A 16,615-nucleotide genomic window follows, 5' to 3' on the forward strand; every position below is an offset into this window, starting at 1 on the left:
CACGATCCGGTTACAAAAGTGCCCCCAAAACGGTCACAACAAAGGGCCCCGGACCTTCGTCCGGGGCCCTCTGGGAGAGTTTCCTAGTAACGGTAGTGACCGGGCTTGTACGGTCCGGCCACGTCGACGTCCAGGTACTCGGCCTGCTCCTTGGACAGCTCGGTCAGCTCCACGTCGAGGGCACCCAGGTGCAGGCGGGCGACCTTCTCGTCCAGGATCTTGGGCAGGACGTACACCTGGTTCTCGTATTCACGCTCGCCCTCGGGCTGGCCGGCCTTCGTGAACAGTTCAATCTGGGCGATCGTCTGGTTGGCGAAGGAGTTGCTCATGACGAACGAGGGATGTCCGGTGGCGTTGCCCAGGTTCAGCAGGCGGCCTTCGGACAGGACGATGATGGACCGGCTGCCCTTTCCCGTGGCCGGGTCTGCTTCGAAGACCCACTCGTGCACCTGGGGCTTGATCTCGACCTTCTTGATGCCGGGGACCCGCGCCAGGCCGGCCATGTCGATCTCATTGTCGAAGTGGCCGATGTTGCCCACGATCGCCTTGTCACGCATCGCGGCCATGTGCTCGGCCATGATGACGTCCTTGTTGCCCGTCGTGGTGATGAAGATGTGGCCTTCGCTGAGGACGGATTCCAGCTTGGCGACCTGGTATCCGTCCATGGCTGCCTGGAGCGCGCAGATGGGGTCGATCTCCGTGACGATCACGCGCGAACCCTGGCCGCGGAAGGCCTCCGCTGCGCCCTTGCCTACGTCGCCGTAACCGCAGACGACGGCGACCTTGCCGCCCATCAGGACGTCGGTGGCGCGGTTGATGCCGTCCGGCAGGGAGTGGCGGATGCCGTACTTGTTGTCGAACTTGCTCTTGGTGACAGAGTCGTTGACGTTGATGGCCGGGAAGAGCAGCTTGCCCTGCTCCGCCAGCTGGTACAGGCGGTGCACGCCCGTGGTGGTCTCCTCGGTGACGCCAAGCAGCAGGGCGCCGATGCGGGTCCACTTCTGCGGGTCGGCCTCGAGGGAGGCGCGCAGCACGTCCAGGAACACCCGGCCTTCCTCGGACTCGTCCTCGGCGGCGGCGGGGACGGCGCCGGCGGCCTCGAAGTCGACACCCTTGTGCACCAGCATGGTGGCGTCGCCGCCGTCGTCCAAGATCATGTTCGGACCCAGCTCAGGGTTGGCGTCGGCGCCCGGCCAGGTGAGGATCTGCTGGGCGGTCCACCAGTACTCCTCCAGCGTCTCGCCCTTCCAGGCGAAGACGGGGACGCCCTGGGGGTCCTCGACGGTGCCGTTGCCGACCACCACTGCGGCAGCGGCTTCATCCTGGGTGGAGAAGATGTTGCAGGAGGCCCAGCGGACTTCGGCGCCGAGGGCGGTCAGCGTCTCGATCAGCACCGCGGTCTGGACGGTCATGTGCAGCGATCCGGCGATCCGGGCGCCCTTGAGCGGCTGGCTGGCGCCGAACTCCTCGCGCAGGGACATTAGTCCGGGCATCTCGTGCTCGGCAAGGCGGATCTGGTGGCGGCCCGCCTCGGCCAGGGAAATGTCCGCAATCTTGTAATCGAAAGTCATGTGCATCCTTTGTTGTGGCCGGTGGCATTGCGTGCCTGGAGCTGGTGATTCTGGATTCAGAAGTATCTAAGCAGTCATTCGGTGCCGCGGGCCTCCCCGATGGGTGCCCGGCAGCGATCTTGCGGGCCGCTATTCGGCGGCGTGGCGCGGGGCGGCGGCGTGCGGGCCGGCGTCGTGCTGATCAGCGGCTGCGGCCGCAGCGGCGGGCAGCAGTTCCGGCGGCAGCAGCAGCGGGATGCCGTCCTCGATCTTGTACCGCAGCTTGTTTCCGGCGCCATCTGCCGTGACGGTGACGAGCTCGTCGCCTTCCTGCACCAGGCCGGAGCCGGTGACGGGGCATCGCAGGACAGACAACAGTTCGGAACTGAGCTTGGGCATGGTGAACGCTCCCTGATGGGCGCCGCAACAGGGCGCCGGTGGCTAAGTGGCTGACGGCTTTTTGCAGTTTCCACCCTACCGCCAGTTGGCGCCTTAGGAAGGTTCGCGCAGGACGCGCAGATGTCCGCGCCGGGCGCCCTCGGCAGGGGCCGGTGCTTCCAGCGCCGGGTGCAGCGTGCGCTGCCCCTTCGCCGTTTCCGCCGCAGCCGGACGGGAGGCCGCCTCGCGGACTGCGTTGGCGAGGGCCAGGAGGTCGTCGGGGCCGGGGCCGGCCGGGGTCGCGGGCATCGCCAGCCGCATGACTTCCCAGCCGCGCGGCACGGTCAGCGAGTCCGCGTGCTGTCCGCACAAGTCGTAGCAGTGCGGTTCGGCGTACGTCGCCAGCGGGCCCAGGACGGCTGTGGAGTCGGCGTAGACGTACGTCAAAGTGGCCACCGCAGAATTGCGGCAGGCAGACCTAGAACAAATACGAATTGCACCCACGACATCACAGACTACTCCCCCTCGGACCGGGGGCTGTGCATTGAAACGGCGGTGGTTCTGCCGCGTCGGGGCAGCGGCGGCGCGGCGGAGGCGCGGCGGCGGATCGCCGTCGGGGCTGTATCGCGTATTTCATTGCGCGGGTTTAGAGTCAAGATATGCAGTCATCGCACCACGATTCGGGTTTCACGGTCCGGTTGGCTGACCCCGACGCCGGACGCACAGGCGCCGGTTCCGGCCCCGCCGGCGCGCCTCTGGCCGGGTCGCCCGCCGTTGTCCAGGGAAAGAGCTTCCGGCAGCGCCGCAGGAACCGGCACGGCCGGGGCCTTCGCGGCGAGCTCATGCTCCCCACCCTGCCCGGGTACCGGACCCGTTCCGACCGCTTCGATGACTTCGTCCTGGACTCAGCCCAGCGGCTGCACGACATCTGGGGCAAGCCGCTCGACGGCGTCCGCTTCGCCGTCGACGAGATCCCGCCGGGCCTGGAGCAGCTCGTGGCGGACCGCACGCCCGCGCCGATGGGCGCCTTCACGGCCGCGACGGCCGAGGACGGACCGGTCATCACGCTGTACCGCCGGGTGGTGGAGCAGGCGTGCGGAACCCGGGACGAGCTGCAGGACCTCGTGCACGACGTCGTCGTGGAATACACGGCCGAGATGCTCGGCGTACCCCCGGAGTCCCTCGACCCCGTCTATCGCCGCCGGTATTAGCCGGAGCCTCGCCCGACGTCCCGCCCTCGGGCCCTAGTAGCCCAGCGTGACGGGTACCTGCCGCTGTCCTGCCGCTTCCGGTGCCAGCGGCACCGCGGAAATGTCCTGCCGGCCGTCCCGCGCCAGGACCAGCGCCCCGTACGCCGGTTCCCCGGCGGCGGACACCACATAGCCCACGAGCGGCGAGCCGCCCACGTCCGCGGGGATCTTGATGGACGTGGTGGTTCCGCCGGCAATATCGGCGGTGCCTGCGGTCCGGATCTTGCCGTCCGCCGTGATCGGGGTGTAGGTCACTGCCGCACCGCCGGCAGGGGCACCGAGGACGAGCTGCCGGTCTCCGGTGCGCGGAACCGCAACGATGTGCTGGCTGCCCAGCCGGGCCGAGGCGGCGGAAAACGCGATGTCCGCCGCTTCCCCGGACTGCAGTCCCCGCGTGAGCCGGGCTGTGGCCGCGAACGAGACGTCAGAGCTCGCCGCCACCGTGTAGGTCCCGGCCGGGACCCCGGCCAGGGAAACTTCCGTGACCGCGCCGGCCTTCGCCGTGACCACGCCGCCGCCGGGCAACGCCTTCTGGCCGTCCGGACCGTACAGCTTGATCTCGACCACGGCGTCGGCGGCACCCGGCACGGCGACTTCCAGGGCCGGGCCCGCGTCGGCGAAGCCGGGCTTTGCCTTGAGCGCGGCCAGCGCCGCGGGGTCCTGGATTTCGAGACCGGTGGCCACCTGGCTGACGGATGGGGCGGTGCCGGGAGTGATGAAGTCGACGCCGCCGGGCGTGAGGCCGCGGAGCACGCTTTGCTGGATCACGGCGGCCACCGGGCCGCCGGTGCTGCGGACCCGCACGCCGAGCCGTTCCTGTCCCGGCGCAAGCCCGGCCAGGATTATGGAGCGGGTGGTGCCGGGTGCCACCAGCAGGCCACGGCTTCCGGGAGCCTGGATCGGGCCCTCGGCGCCAAAGAGGTCCAAGCTCACCGTCGCCGGCGTGCTGGAGGCATTGGTCAGGTTCAGGACTGCCGACCGGCCGAGGGCGGTGTTGGCGCCGACCAGCCAGAGATCGTTGCCGGGTTGCTGGCAGGCGGCGGCCGCGGAACCTTGAAGGTCCCCGTCCTCGGCCGTGTAGCTCAGGATGGCGCCGGCAGCTGCCTGGTGGTTGTTTTGGGCATCCGCGCTGAGGACGCTGATGTTGTCCACCTCGCGCTGGGGCACGACGCCGGCGACCAGCACGGGCGTGCGGGCCGCAGCCGCGGAGGCTGGGGGCCCGGAAGCTGTGGGCGCTGCGCCCGGCGCGATTTCGGCGAGGGCAGCACCCTTCAGCGGGGCGAGCCGGCTGCCGGGGATGATGCCCGCGCTTGAGCCGAGCACGGCAGCGCTGACGGCCGTCTTCGCGGTGGCGGATTCCGGACTGAACTGGGGGTCGGTGCCCACAGGGGTGCCCTCGAGCAGCCGGGCCGGGCCCGGGCAGACCCCTACGTTGCTGCCGGCCGGAACCGCGGCAACGGGGGCCTCAAGCTGCCTGCTGGCGGGGCTTTGGGGCGTCAGCGACGCCGCCGACACCAGGCCGCCGCCCGCGGCAACGAGGGCGGCCGCGGAGAGGATCCCGCCGATCACTCCGACCCGCGGCAGGCCCCGCTTCCGCCGCGACGGACCCGTCTCGGTTTCGGTTTCGGTTTCTTTTTCGTTGTCGGCCTTAGACATGCTGGTGTTCCTTACGCAGGGAGGCTTCGTCCCTGGACAGGCCGGTGTTGGACCGGCGGGCAGGCATGGGCACGGCCAGGAGGACGGTCAGCCCGATCATCACGGCCTGCGCAAGTCCGATCAGGACAGCCCACGGCGCTTCGTAACGGATGCTCAGCTGGCCGCCTTGGGCCGGCAGCGTGAAGGCCTGGGACCATCCCGACGTCGTTGAGGTCAGGCGGCGCCCGTCGAGCCAGGCGCTCCAGCCCGGATCGGCCCGCTCGGCGAGCACCACCAGGCGGCCCTCGGGGCCGGCCGGGACGGTGCCGGCCGCCGAGACTTCTTCCGATGGGAGCAGGCCGATGGTGGCGCCGCTGCCGTCCACCACACGGACCCGGTGCGCGACGTCGGAGTCCGTGATGCCGGGCCGGTCCAGCGGGCTGACCCGCCAGAGCCAGCCCGTCCCCGTCTGGCCGACGGCGACAAGTCCGGGGACTGCGTCCATGCGGCTGGCCGTCAACTCGGAGGCGGAATCGGCAACCCGGAGCACGACAAAGCCGACGCCAAGCCGCTCGAGGTCTGCCCGCGGATCCACGCCTTCGCCGGCGACGATGGTGGCCACGACGTTCCGGAGCGATCCGGCGACGGCGTCGTCGTCGCGGACCGTCTCCTGGCCCGGCGCCCCCATGATGTTGCGGGCAGCGGCAATCGTTGAGAGTGCGTCCAGGGTGGTCCCGGCTCCGCGCATGAGTGTTGCGTCGAAGCTTCCGTCCTCGTTGCTGGCAATCAGGAGCGTCCTGGACTGTTCCGGGCCCTCGCCGCGGTCAACCGCCGTGGCGGGCAGGGTGCGGGCCCGGGCAGGCTGGACGAGCCTCGGAGTCCCGAGACCGGCCGGTGCTGCGGCGGCGGCCAGTGCCTGTGTTGGTGTCTGTGTTGGCGTCTGCGACGTGGGCTGCAGCAGGTTTTGTGCGGTCCACACGGTGAACCCGGCCAGTGGCGCGGCCAGCAGCAGGACCATGGATGCCGCGGCCGTGCCGCGGATCAGAATCTTCCGTGCCAGTCCGCTGCCGGCGGTCCGGCCGGCGGCGTCCAGGAGTCCTTCGGCGGCGATCAGGGCAGCGCCCAGGAACGCGAACCCGGCCGCCGAAATAGCGGGGCCGGGGAACGGCGTGACCAGCACCTCGGCGCTGGCGCCGGAGGCGACACGCCCGGCGAGCCAGCCGCCGGCCAGCATCAGGACTGCCACGGCCCACAGGCAGCGTGCGGTCCGGGTGCGTCCGGCCAGCACAAGCCGGCGCGGCATGAACAGTGCGGCGAGGGCCAGCAGGAGCACCGGCAGCCCGAACAGCAGGGCCAGCAGCAGCGCCCACGGCAGACCGGCCAGCCCGGCGGAGCCCGCGGCGGACCCGCCGAAGGCGCTGAGCCCGGTGAGTCCGGCGCCGGCGTCGAAGTTCAACGGCTGGCCCAGGGCCTGTTGCCACAGTGGGGCGGCGTCGAAGCCGAGCGGCAGGCCCGGGTCGGCCAGGAGCGCGCGCGGCCGGTCCAGGACCGAGAAGGCGAAGGGCAGGAACAGTGCCAGGCTGGGCAGGAGCGCCCACCACACCGTGCGGCCGCGCCGGCCCAACAGCAACCCGCAGAGGGCCACGACGGCCATGGACGGCAACAGCAGCGAGGGCGCAGCGGCGGTGACCACGGCCAGGGCGAGGCCCGCGGCGGCCGCAGCCGTCCACGACGGCGTCCCGTTGACGCCGGGACGGGCGGCCGGCTTGGGGGTGAGCCGTCCCTGGCCCGGGGCCGGGACGGCATGGACGCCGCGGCCCGCGGCGGTGCCGGTCGCCCGGAGCAGCGCCAGGACGAGCACCGGGATCATGACGTGCGCGGCCAAGGCGCCCAGCCGGCCCTGGTTAAGGGAAACCTGGAGTGCCGGCGCCGCGGCCCACAACAGGGCGGCCGCCAGGCGCAGCCGCCGGCGTGTGGTCAGGGCGCCGGCAGCGAACCACGCGCCCAGCGCGGACAGCGGCATGGCGAGGATCAACAGCCAGCCGACGCCGCCGTTGGCATCGCCGGCGCCGAGCACACCCAGCACCCACAGCAGGTAGCCGAAGGGGTCGCCGTGGCCCGGAAGGCCAGCGCCGAGACTGATCCACCAGGTGGAGGCATGGTTCCAGATTTCGGAGAGGCGCACTGAGACGGGGATCAACGCGCCGCCGGAGACGGCCGGGGCCCGGAACAGGCTGAGCAGTCCCGTCAGGGAGACCGCCAGGGTCAGGAGGATGGCCAGCACCGCACCGCTGCCCACCCAACCGCGGTCCGGGGTGGCGATGGCGGCGAAGTCGTCGGCGTCGCCGGTGTTGCCGGTGGGCTGCTCGGTCAGTGGACCGGGTCCTGTGAGTTCGTCGCCGAAGTCGTCGGCGCCGAGCGCCTCAATCAGGGAGCGCCGGTGTGCCCAGACCTCACGGCGCGGCGTCTGCAGCCCCTTCATGACGGAGCGCCTGATCCGGCGGGTGCGCGCGGCGTTGCGGCGTCCGCGGATCACCGCCGCCGGGCGTCCCAGCGCGCCAAAGGTTGCCAGCAGTTGGGAGAACCCGTGCCCCGGGTCCTTAACCGCAATGCTGAGGACGAGTTTGAACAGGCTGCCCAGCAGGGCGCCGACCGCGTGCAGCGGGACTTTCCAGCCGGCCGCGTGCTTGAGCCGCAGGTGCACCTGTGCCTTGCGTGCGGCGGTCGCGTTGCCCAGGGCGTGGGGACGGTGCGAGACATGGAACATCCTGGCGCTGGGGACCACCACCACGCGGTGCCCGGCGAGGCGGTTGCGCCAGCAGAAGTCGACGTCGTCGCCGCTTCCCGGCAAGGCGGGATCGAAGCCCCGGAGCTCCTCCCAGATGTCGCGGCGGACCAGCATGCCGGCGGAATTGACCGCAAAGGTATCGCTGCGGCCGTCGTACTGGCCCTGGTCGAGCTCGTCGGCGTCGATCAGCGTCAGCCGCTCGGCCCAACGGCTCGTGGAGAGTCCGACGTCGATCAGCCGCCGCTCGGCATGCCAGTCCAGCTGCTTGCAGCCTGCCACCGTGACCGACGGCGCCCGTTCGACCGCACGGAGGAGTTCGGCCAGGGCCTCGGGTGCCGGGGCGGCGTCGTCGTGCAGCAGCCAGATCCAGTCGGCTCCCGGCACGGCATCGGCGGAGCCCTCCGCAGGCCACGGCGCGAGGGCCCTGAGCCCGGCCATGACCGCTCCGCCCATGCCGGACCTGGGCTGGTCGAAGACAGTGACGTTGGCCTTGCCCAGTTCCTGTTCGAGGAGGGCGGCGGAGTGGTCGCGGGAGCCGGTGTCGACACCGATAACGGCGTCGGCCGGCCGCGTCTGGGCCGCCAGCGCCGCAAGGGTCCTGGGGAGAAAATCACCGCCGTCGTGGGCGACCACGACGGCGGTGACTCGTACTTCTTGAAGAATTAGACTGCTCGCTTCCTAAGCCGGCGCCGCTCGCGCTCGGAGAGGCCTCCCCAGATCCCGAAGCGCTCGTCGTTGGACAAGGCGTATTCGAGGCACTGGGAACGCACGTTGCAGGCGCCGCAGACTTTCTTGGCGTCGCGGGTAGAGCCACCCTTTTCAGGGAAGAAGGCTTCGGGATCAGTCTGGGCGCACAGGGCATCGGTCTGCCAGCCGAGCTCGCCCTCGTCGTCGAATTCCTGCCGGGACGGCAGACCAATCCAGACGGGCTGCGCGGAGGTACGGGTACCGGGCGACTGGAGCTCCATCGGCGGGTCGAGGGGATCGGCGTCAAGATCCGGGCCGGCCAAGAGTTCGTCGTGCGCTGCGAGGAAGGCCGTGGCGGCTTCCTGCAGGGAATCCTGGGTGTGTTCGTTATAGCGGTCAGCCGCGTCCGGATCCGCCGGATCTACGTACCAGTCAGTCGGCACGCCGCGCGACCGGTATTTCGCCGTGGCCTGGCCGGCAACTACGGCATCTTCATGGATACGCTCTGCTAGCCCCATGGCGTCCCCCTCCTGATTTGCAGCCACTGCAAGACCCCCTTGGACACTCGGTTGAGTGCCGGTTTTTGTGCAGTGGCTTTAGATAACTAATTACACGCGTGTAAGTATCCGGGAGTCAAGCCACGGCGGAGATAATAATCAACTTGATACACAAAGTGGAGGCACGCCACGCCCGGAATTTTTTCGCCTCTCCCGCGAGAACCCGCGGAATAATCAGGGTACTGAGCACTTTCGGGGCTTTTCATTGAATTTTCGGGAAATTTTCCCACGCCCCACGTGGAGCCCGCCGGACGCGGGAGCGGCCGGGGTGACGGACGTCACGGAGCGGGCGGTGGGATGGGCCGTGGCAAGATGAGGCATGAGCATTCCGGCAATCGAACTGATGACAGCGCTGCGGTCCGGACAGGCCACGGCGCCCCGGCTGACCTGGTACGGCCCCGATTCGGAGCGGGTTGAACTCTCTGGCCGCGTGCTGGACAACTGGGTGGCGAAGACCTCCAACCTGCTTCAGGACGAACTCGACGCCGAACCGGGCATGCGGCTGCGCCTGGACCTGCCCGCGCACTGGAAGTCGGTGATCCTGGCCCTCGCGGCCTGGCAGCTCGGCATGGAAGTGGTTTTCGATGACGCGGAGGCGGACCTGCTGGCCACCGCGGACCCGGGTCCGGGCGCTGCCGCGGGCGGGTTCGACGCCGTCCTGGCCGTGTCGTTGCCGGCGCTGGCCATGCGGTGGACGGGCGAGCTGCCCAGCGGCGTCCTCGACTACGCCGCCGAGGTCCGCTCCCATGGCGACATTTTCATGCCGCACGTGGACCCTGAGGCGGAACGCCTCGCGGTCCGCACCTCCGACGGCGCAGTCCATGCGCACGGGGCACTCCTGGACGGTTTTGCCGCGGCCCAGGACCCCGGCCTGCGGCTGCTCGTTCCGGCGGCCGACGGCCTCGAAGCCGTCCTTGCGCAGTCCTTGGGAACCTGGAAGGCCGACGGTTCGGTGGTCCTGGTACACCCCGAGGTAGAAGTGACCGGCAAGCTGCGGGACGCCGAGCGCATCAGCGGGGACTGATCCCCGGACACTGACCCCTAAGCACCGATCCCCGGCCACCGATCCCCAGACGCTGATCCCCCGGGCCGGCGGCTCCTTAGGACGGCGGGCCGGGCAGCTCCGGATCCTTGACGGCTTCCCTGACGGACGTCGTGGCAACGGGCTGAGCGTGCGGGTGCCGTTCGATGATCTCGTGGTCGTGCGAGAACTCCGGCTCTGCGTCGAGTTCCTGGTTGAACACCAGGAAGCGGTAGGCAAAGAACCGGACCACGGTCGCGACCAGGATGCCGACCACCCCGGCCAGGAAGAGCATGTTCTTGTCGGTGACCCCCATGCCGTACTTAGCGACGGCGGTGAGGCCGGTGGAGATGCCGATGCCGATTCCGTTGATGATGAGGAACATCACGAACTCGCGCAGCACGTTGGCCTGCCGGCGGTGCCGGAACGTCCAAAACCGGTTCGCAACCCACGAGAACACCGTCGCCACGCTGGCACCGAAGAAACGGGCCTTGGCCTCGCTGTCGGTCATGGGACCGTGCATCAGGTAAAACGTCAGTCCGTTATCGATGATGAACGCGATGCCGCCGACGGCACCGAACTTGGCCACTTCGCGCCAGAACAGCGAGGCCAGCCCGCGCATGCGCTCGTTAAGTGTAGTAATCATGACCCTCCGCGGCCTTCTGGAACTGTCGGCCATTGGGCCAAACGCCCATTTTAGCGCCGTTTCCCGGTAGTCCGCCCTCAGCGGCCGCTCAGGCGGCTCGCTGCGCACCCGGCGCCAAGCGCCGGGTGCGAGGGTACGAAACCCCCGCTCCGGCACCGTTCCCGCGCTTGCCAATCCCCAAAAGCCGGGTTCCCGTGAGGTTTTCGGTAGGCTGGGACTTGTGACTTTTCCTGTAATCGGTGTTGTTGGCGGCGGCCAGCTTGCCCGAATGATGGCCCCTGCCGCGACCGCCCTGGGCTTTGAGCTCCGTGTTCTCGCCGAAGGCGAGGACGTCTCCGCAGTCTCTGCCGTGGCTAACGCCCCGGTCGGAGACTACAAGGACCTGGAGCATCTGCTCGAGTTCTCCCGCGGCCTCGACGTTATGACCTTCGACCACGAACACGTCCCCACGGCGCACCTGCGGTCCTTGATCGATGCCGGCGTGAACGTCCATCCCGGCCCGGATGCCCTGGTCAACGCCCAGGACAAGCTGGTGATGCGCGCCGCGATCGACCGGCTCGAGCTTCCGAACCCCACGTGGGCCGCCGTCGCCAATGTCGCGGACGTCGTCGCCTTCGGCGAGCAGACCGGCTGGCCGGTGGTTTTGAAAATGCCCCGCGGCGGCTACGACGGCAAGGGCGTGCGCATCGTGTCCTCGGCCGAGGACGCGGCGGCCTCCGCCGACTGGTTCGAGGCCATGTCCCCCCTGCTGGCGGAAGCCAAGGTGGAATTCAGCCGGGAGCTCTCGGCCATGGTCGCGAGGACGCCGGACGGTGAAACACGGGCCTGGCCGGTGGTGCACACTATCCAGGTGGACGGCGTGTGCGATGAAGTCATTGCCCCGGCCCTGGACATCCCCGTCGATGTTGCCGCAGCCGCGGAGAACGCCGCGGTCCGGATCGCCAGCGAACTCGGCGTGACCGGCGTCATGGCCGTCGAACTCTTCGAGACCCCGGGCGTGGGCGCCGGCTTCCTGATCAATGAACTCGCCATGCGCCCGCACAACACCGGGCACTGGACCCAGGACGGCTCGGTGACCAGCCAGTTCGAGCAGCACCTGCGGGCCATCCTGAACCTGCCGCTGGGAGCCACCGACCTGCTGGGGCCCGTCGTGGTGATGAAGAACTTCCTCGGCGGCGCCAACCAGGACCTCTATTCGGCCTTCCCCGCCGCCCTCGCGAGCGAGCCTGCCGCGAAGGTGCACTGCTACGGCAAGGCCGTCCGGCCCGGCCGGAAGATCGGCCACGTCAACCTGGTCGGAACCTCCACCGCCGACGTCGACTCCGTGCGGCAGCGGGCCACCACCGTGGCCGACATCATCCGGAACGGCCGGACCCACGCCGGCGCAATGCCGGCAACCTCCGAGGAGACCGCATGAGCACCGCACGCAACGCCGACGCCAACAACGCAGGAACCCCCCTCGCCGGCACCCGCGCGGACACTCCGCTCGTGGGCCTCGTGATGGGCTCGGATTCGGACTGGCCGGTCATGGAAGCCGCCGCCGAAGCCCTCGCCGAGTTCGGAATCCCGTTCGAGGCCGACGTCGTCTCGGCCCACCGGATGCCCACGGAGATGATCCGCTACGGCCAGACGGCCCACGAGCGCGGTCTTCGCCTGATCATTGCCGGCGCCGGCGGTGCCGCGCATCTTCCCGGCATGCTCGCCTCTGTCACTCCACTGCCGGTGATCGGCGTCCCCGTGCCGCTGAAGACCCTGGACGGCATGGACTCCCTGTTGTCCATCGTGCAGATGCCGGCCGGCGTTCCAGTCGCCACTGTCTCAATCGGCGGCGCACGCAACGCCGGCCTCCTGGCCGTGCGCATGCTGGCCTCCGGCGCGGACGAACTCGCCTTCCAGCTCCGGGCGGACCTCCTGGAGTTCGCCCAGGAACTGAACGACGCCGCAACCCAGAAGGGCGCAAACCTGCGGCACAAAGTCAGCGAAGTGTTCGCCGCCGGAAACGTCACCCCGCGTAGCAGCAATTAAGGCAGCCATTAGGAATCCCGGCATGAGCAGCAGCTACGCCCCCACACACCGCACTGACAGCCCTGGGCAGTCCGGGCGGCCATTGGGCGACCCGGTCCGGCACCCCTCCGGCGCCCCGTCCCCGGTGCTCACCAAGCGGGCGTTCGTCCTGATCCTCATGACGCTGCTGGTTCCCGGCAGCGCCCAAATCGTCGCTGGCAACCGCAGGCTTGGACGGGCTGCGCTGCGAGTGACCCTCACGGTCTGGGCGCTGGCCCTGCTGGCCGTGCTGCTCCTGCTAATGTCCCGCTCCACGCTGATCAACCTCCTCACCGGCACGGTGCCCTCACTCTTGCTGGTGCTCGGCCTCGGGTGCCTGGCCATCGGCTGGGCCGCCCTGTTCCTGAACACCTTGCGGCTGATCCGGCCCGGGCTGCTCGCCCCCAGGGTCCGGCCCGCGGTGGTGCTGGCGCTCGTGCTGGCCATGATCCTCAGCAGCGGATCCCTGGGCTACGCGGCCTATCTGCTCAACGTCAGCCGCGACGCCATCGGCAGCATCTTCTCCGGCTCCGGGCCCACCTTGGAGCCGTCCGAGGGCCGGTACAACTTCCTGATGATGGGCGGCGACGCCGGAGCGGACCGCACGGGCCGCCGGCCGGACAGCCTCTCGGTGATCAGCGTGGATGCCAAGACCGGCAGCACGGCCATCATCTCCGTGCCCCGCAACCTGCAGAACGCCCAGTTCAGCGCGGAATCGCCGATGCGCCAGGTGTACCCGGAAGGCTACAACTGCGGCGACGAATGCCTGATCAACGCGATCAACACCGAGGTCACCAACCAGCACCAGGACCTCTATCCCGGCGTGGCCGACCCCGGCGCGCAGGCCACCCTCGAAGCGGTGTCCGGAACGCTGGGCATCAAGGTCCAGGCCTACGTGCTCGTGGACATGGACGGCTTTTCCAAGCTCATCGACGCCATGGGCGGCATCCGGATCAAGGCCGGCGGCTGGGTCCCCATCAGCGGGCCGATGGTGGATGAGGCCAACGGCATCCACGGCATGCCGGACGGCTGGATTCCGGCGGGAGACCAGACGCTCGACGGCTTCCACGCCCTCTGGTACGGCCGGTCCCGGGAATTCGTGGACGACTACGCCCGCATCCAGCGCCAGCAGTGCGTGCAGCAGGCGATGCTGAAGCAGCTCGACCCGGCAACACTGCTGGCCAAGTTTGAGGACATCGCCAAGGCCGGCACGAAGGTGGTCGAATCGAACATCTCCTCCGGCCAGCTCGGCAGTTTCGTGGACCTGGCCATGAAGGCCAAGGGACAGGACGTCAGCCGCCTGACCATCGGTCCGCCCGACTTCGACGCTGCCTTCTCCACATCCCCGGACTTCGACGTCATCCACGAGCGGGTGGCCAAACTGCTGGCCAGCCCGTCCGCCGGCGCAGCCGGTGACACCGCCGGTGACGATGCCGTCCTGCAGCCCGGAACGGCCGCCGGGCCGCTCTCCGCCGCCGGTCCCGCCCCGGCCACCGAGCCCCCGCCCGCGCCGTCGGACTTCACCCCGGTGACCACCACGCCGGACGGCGAGCCGATCACCGAAGAGATGCTGAACCAGTTCAAGCGCAACGGCGACGAGCAGTCCATCCGCGACCTCGTCGCCACCAACGGACAGTGCGCGCCGCTCTAACCGCCGGGCAACGCTTCTGACGGCAGAACTGCGACCACATTTCGTTGACGAGACATTTCATTGATCAGACAGGGACCAGGCCATGTACGAACTTGAGAACGTCCTCCGGCCCTACGCCTGGGGCTCCCCGACGGCCATCGCCGAGCTGCTGGGCAGGCCGGCTTCCGGCGGTCCCGAAGCGGAGCTCTGGATCGGCGCCCACCCGGACTCCCCGTCTGTCGCGCTGACGGCGGCGCCCGGCGGTTCCGGTCGGCACGCACCCGAAACGCACGACGGCGGACGGCTGGCGCTGGACGCCTTGATCGCCGAGGATCCGGAACATTGCCTGGGCAACGCGAGCATGGCCGCTTTCGGTCCGCGCCTGCCGTTCCTGCTCAAAGTCCTCGCGGCCGAGGCGCCCTTGTCCTTGCAGGTGCACCCGACGCTCGCCCAGGCCCGGGAGGGCTTCGCACGCGAGGAAGCCGCCGGCGTCGACCCTGCCGCGACGGAGCGCAACTACAAAGACGATAACCACAAGCCCGAAATGATCTTCGCGCTGACCCCGTTCGAGGCCCTCTGCGGGTTCCGGCCGGCCGCGGAATCCCGAGCGGTCTTTGAGCATCTGGCGGCGTGCTTCGAGCTCGCCGGGCTGGAGCTGCCGCCGCTGGTCCCGCTGCTGCTCGAAGACCTGGCGCAGCCGGATGAACCCGCGGCGCTGCGCTCCGCCTTCGAGCGTCTCATCACCGGCGGCGGGGACGTCGCCGAGGCGACGGCGACGATCGTCGCGGTCCTCATCTCCGGTGCCCCCATGGCTGGGTACGAGGCGGAACTGTCCACCGCGGTAAGCCTGAACGGCCGGTACCCCGGAGATCCGGGCGTGCTGATTTCCCTGCTCCTGAACCGGATTTACCTTGCCCCGGGTGAGGCCGTCTACCTCCCGGCCGGCAACGTCCATGCCTACCTGCACGGCCTCGGCATCGAGGTCATGGCGTCCTCGGACAACGTGCTCCGCGGCGGGCTCACGCCGAAATTCGTGGACGTGCCGGAACTGCTGAAGACTGTCGCGTTCGAGGCGGTCGCCGTGCCCATGCTTCCCGCCGAGACCTCCATGCTGGGCCAGGAACTCTTCCGGCCGCCGTTCCGGGAATTCCAGCTGCAGCGGATTGAACTGGCGCCCGGGGCGGAGCCCGTCCCGCTGGCGCAGTCCGGTGCCGCCGTCGTCATTGTCACGGCCGGCTCCGTCCGCCTCGACTCCCCCAAGGGCGAGCTGCGGCTGGAACGGGGCGCCAGCGCCTTCCTGACCGCCGCAGAGGCCCCGGTCAACGTCCACGCCGTCTCCGGCGCCACCGGCACCGCCCTGGCATTTGCCGTTACCACCGCATTGGAAGCCTGACACCATGGATTATTTCCTGCAGAGCCCGCAGTGGGCACAGTTCCAGCGTTCGCTCGGACGCACGGTCCACGAACAGTCCGGCCCCGGGTGGCGCTTCCTCGCGGTCGAGGAATCCAATCCGGCCGGCAAACTGCTGTACTCCCCGTACGGCCCGGTCGCCGAGTCGCTGGCAGCGTTCGACACCGCACTGGCGGCCCTGACGGACCTCGCCCGGACCAGCGGGGCCGTGTTTGTCCGGGTTGAACCGGTCACCGCAGGGTTCGCCGCCGCCGAGGCCGACGCCGTGCTCCGCAGCCGCGGCCTGCAGCCGGCGCCGGCCAGCCAACAGCCCGAGCTCAGCTGGATCGTGGACCTGGACCGGGATTTCAAGGACGTCCTGGCGGACATGAAGCCGGCGAACCGGAACCTGTTCCGCAACATCCATAAGAAGGGCGTGACCTTCCGCTCCAGCCAGGACCCGGCCGAGATCGCCGTCCTCCTGGAGTTCCTGCACATGACGGCCGCCCGCAACGGCTTCAAGCCGCAAAGCGACGAATACCTCACCCAAGTGGCACGGTCGCTCATGCCGGCCGGCGCCGCGACGCTCTTCATCGCGGAGCTCGATGGCCAGCCCATCGCCGCGGCCCTGGCCTACGATTCGGCCGACACCCGGACCTATGCCCATGCCGCCCTTGACGACACCCACCGCAAGCTCAGCGCGGGCATTCCCCTGCTCATCACCCTGATGGCGGACGCCCAGGCGAAGGGCCTCAAGCACGTGGACCTCTGGGGCGTGGCGCCGGCGGACCAGCCCGACCACAAATGGGCCGGGTTCACGGCGTTCAAGAAATCGTTCGGCGGCCGCGGGATCGCGTATCCCGGAACGTGGGACCTGCCGGTCCGGAAGGTGCGCTACGGCAGCTACCAGCTGGCCCGCAAGGGCGCCCAGCTCGCGAAGAAGCTGCGCGCCCGGTCCCGGGCCCTCGTTAACCACTAACCGCTAACCGCTTAGGGCCGGCAGGCGGCAACGGCCAGCAAGCGGCACCGGTCAGCAAGCG

14 protein-coding genes are annotated in these 16,615 nt (G+C 69.5%); 7 read left to right on the forward strand and 7 right to left on the reverse strand.

All coding sequences use genetic code 11. From position 1 onward, the window contains the following. Nucleotides 1-83: 83 nt before the first annotated feature. The 3 genes from ahcY to C566_RS0112470 all read right to left on the reverse strand — a co-directional run bounded on the left by ahcY (nucleotide 84) and on the right by C566_RS0112470 (nucleotide 2,432). Entirely contained in the window at nucleotides 84-1,571 is a 1,488-nt protein-coding gene (gene ahcY / locus C566_RS0112460; protein ID WP_018774678.1) for an adenosylhomocysteinase, read from the reverse strand. 129 nt (nucleotides 1,572-1,700) lie between these two features. Beyond that, complete coding sequence (locus C566_RS0112465) at nucleotides 1,701-1,949, reverse strand: hypothetical protein (RefSeq protein ID WP_018774679.1); 249 nt, start codon at nucleotides 1,947-1,949, stop codon at nucleotides 1,701-1,703. A 93-nt stretch (nucleotides 1,950-2,042) separates the two neighbouring features. Further along, a complete protein-coding gene (locus C566_RS0112470; RefSeq protein WP_026266644.1) occupies nucleotides 2,043-2,432 on the reverse strand; it encodes a DUF3499 domain-containing protein in 390 nt (129 codons plus the stop codon). 155 nt (nucleotides 2,433-2,587) lie between these two features. Here C566_RS0112470 and C566_RS0112475 point away from each other — a divergent pair, with 155 nt between their 5' ends. Continuing rightward, a complete protein-coding gene (locus C566_RS0112475; protein WP_018774681.1) occupies nucleotides 2,588-3,139 on the forward strand; it encodes a metallopeptidase family protein in 552 nt (183 codons plus the stop codon). A 33-nt stretch (nucleotides 3,140-3,172) separates the two neighbouring features. On the opposite strand, the gene C566_RS0112480 is transcribed toward C566_RS0112475, so the two are convergent. The 3 genes from C566_RS0112480 to C566_RS23200 are packed head-to-tail and all read right to left on the reverse strand — an operon-like array spanning nucleotide 3,173 to nucleotide 8,806. After that, complete coding sequence (locus C566_RS0112480; protein ID WP_018774682.1) at nucleotides 3,173-4,834, reverse strand: DUF5719 family protein; 1,662 nt, start codon at nucleotides 4,832-4,834, stop codon at nucleotides 3,173-3,175. Next, the gene (locus tag C566_RS0112485) at nucleotides 4,827-8,234 is read right to left on the reverse strand and encodes a glycosyltransferase family 2 protein (protein ID WP_018774683.1); all 3,408 of its coding nucleotides are present in this window, start codon (nucleotides 8,232-8,234) and stop codon (nucleotides 4,827-4,829) included. Before C566_RS0112485 ends, C566_RS0112480 begins: the two co-directional genes overlap by 8 nt. 29 nt (nucleotides 8,235-8,263) lie before the next feature. Next, a complete protein-coding gene (locus C566_RS23200) occupies nucleotides 8,264-8,806 on the reverse strand; it encodes a WhiB family transcriptional regulator (RefSeq protein ID WP_018774684.1) in 543 nt (180 codons plus the stop codon). A gap of 358 nt (nucleotides 8,807-9,164) precedes the next feature. Here C566_RS23200 and C566_RS0112495 point away from each other — a divergent pair, with 358 nt between their 5' ends. Next, complete coding sequence (locus C566_RS0112495) at nucleotides 9,165-9,869, forward strand: TIGR03089 family protein (RefSeq protein WP_018774685.1); 705 nt, start codon at nucleotides 9,165-9,167, stop codon at nucleotides 9,867-9,869. Between the two features lie 76 nt (nucleotides 9,870-9,945). Here the strand turns inward: C566_RS0112495 and C566_RS0112500 are convergent, their stop codons facing one another. Continuing rightward, nucleotides 9,946-10,512, reverse strand: coding sequence for a GtrA family protein (locus C566_RS0112500; RefSeq protein WP_026266646.1), 567 nt, complete (start codon nucleotides 10,510-10,512; stop codon nucleotides 9,946-9,948). A 268-nt stretch (nucleotides 10,513-10,780) separates the two neighbouring features. Here C566_RS0112500 and C566_RS21440 point away from each other — a divergent pair, with 268 nt between their 5' ends. The 5 genes from C566_RS21440 (at nucleotide 10,781) to C566_RS0112525 (ending at nucleotide 16,554) form a co-directional block, all read left to right on the forward strand. Beyond that, a complete protein-coding gene (locus C566_RS21440; RefSeq protein WP_018774687.1) occupies nucleotides 10,781-11,929 on the forward strand; it encodes a 5-(carboxyamino)imidazole ribonucleotide synthase in 1,149 nt (382 codons plus the stop codon). A gap of 83 nt (nucleotides 11,930-12,012) precedes the next feature. After that, nucleotides 12,013-12,537, forward strand: a complete 525-nt coding sequence (purE, locus tag C566_RS0112510; RefSeq protein WP_051082316.1) for a 5-(carboxyamino)imidazole ribonucleotide mutase — start codon at nucleotides 12,013-12,015, stop codon at nucleotides 12,535-12,537. A 22-nt stretch (nucleotides 12,538-12,559) separates the two neighbouring features. Beyond that, complete coding sequence (locus tag C566_RS0112515) at nucleotides 12,560-14,206, forward strand: LCP family protein (RefSeq protein WP_018774689.1); 1,647 nt, start codon at nucleotides 12,560-12,562, stop codon at nucleotides 14,204-14,206. Between the two features lie 82 nt (nucleotides 14,207-14,288). Beyond that, nucleotides 14,289-15,578 carry a mannose-6-phosphate isomerase, class I gene (manA, locus tag C566_RS0112520; RefSeq protein WP_018774690.1) on the forward strand — a complete coding sequence of 430 codons (1,290 nt, stop codon included), beginning with the start codon at nucleotides 14,289-14,291 and terminating at the stop codon, nucleotides 15,576-15,578. Nucleotides 15,579-15,582: 4 nt separating this feature from the next. Next, a complete protein-coding gene (locus C566_RS0112525) occupies nucleotides 15,583-16,554 on the forward strand; it encodes a lipid II:glycine glycyltransferase FemX (protein ID WP_018774691.1) in 972 nt (323 codons plus the stop codon). Nucleotides 16,555-16,615: the final 61 nt, after the last annotated feature.

It is taken from the genome of Arthrobacter sp. 131MFCol6.1 (assembly GCF_000374925.1).
Taxonomy (GTDB): Bacteria; Actinomycetota; Actinomycetes; order Actinomycetales; family Micrococcaceae; genus Arthrobacter.

What these genes read in the sequence shown, in the direction of transcription:
- C566_RS0112515 (WP_018774689.1), top strand. Translation starts at nt 12,560, where the DNA reads ATGAGCAGCAGCTACGCCCCCACACACCGCACTGACAGCCCTGGGCAG.
- C566_RS0112465 (WP_018774679.1), bottom strand. Translation starts at nt 1,949, where the DNA reads ATGCCCAAGCTCAGTTCCGAACTGTTGTCTGTCCTGCGATGCCCCGTC.
- C566_RS0112500 (WP_026266646.1), bottom strand. Translation starts at nt 10,512, where the DNA reads ATGATTACTACACTTAACGAGCGCATGCGCGGGCTGGCCTCGCTGTTC.
- C566_RS0112525 (WP_018774691.1), top strand. Translation starts at nt 15,583, where the DNA reads ATGGATTATTTCCTGCAGAGCCCGCAGTGGGCACAGTTCCAGCGTTCG.
- C566_RS0112480 (WP_018774682.1), bottom strand. Translation starts at nt 4,834, where the DNA reads ATGTCTAAGGCCGACAACGAAAAAGAAACCGAAACCGAAACCGAGACG.
- C566_RS0112495 (WP_018774685.1), top strand. Translation starts at nt 9,165, where the DNA reads ATGAGCATTCCGGCAATCGAACTGATGACAGCGCTGCGGTCCGGACAG.
- purE (WP_051082316.1), top strand. Translation starts at nt 12,013, where the DNA reads ATGGGCTCGGATTCGGACTGGCCGGTCATGGAAGCCGCCGCCGAAGCC.
- C566_RS0112475 (WP_018774681.1), top strand. Translation starts at nt 2,588, where the DNA reads ATGCAGTCATCGCACCACGATTCGGGTTTCACGGTCCGGTTGGCTGAC.
- ahcY (WP_018774678.1), bottom strand. Translation starts at nt 1,571, where the DNA reads ATGACTTTCGATTACAAGATTGCGGACATTTCCCTGGCCGAGGCGGGC.
- manA (WP_018774690.1), top strand. Translation starts at nt 14,289, where the DNA reads ATGTACGAACTTGAGAACGTCCTCCGGCCCTACGCCTGGGGCTCCCCG.
- C566_RS21440 (WP_018774687.1), top strand. Translation starts at nt 10,781, where the DNA reads ATGATGGCCCCTGCCGCGACCGCCCTGGGCTTTGAGCTCCGTGTTCTC.
- C566_RS23200 (WP_018774684.1), bottom strand. Translation starts at nt 8,806, where the DNA reads ATGGGGCTAGCAGAGCGTATCCATGAAGATGCCGTAGTTGCCGGCCAG.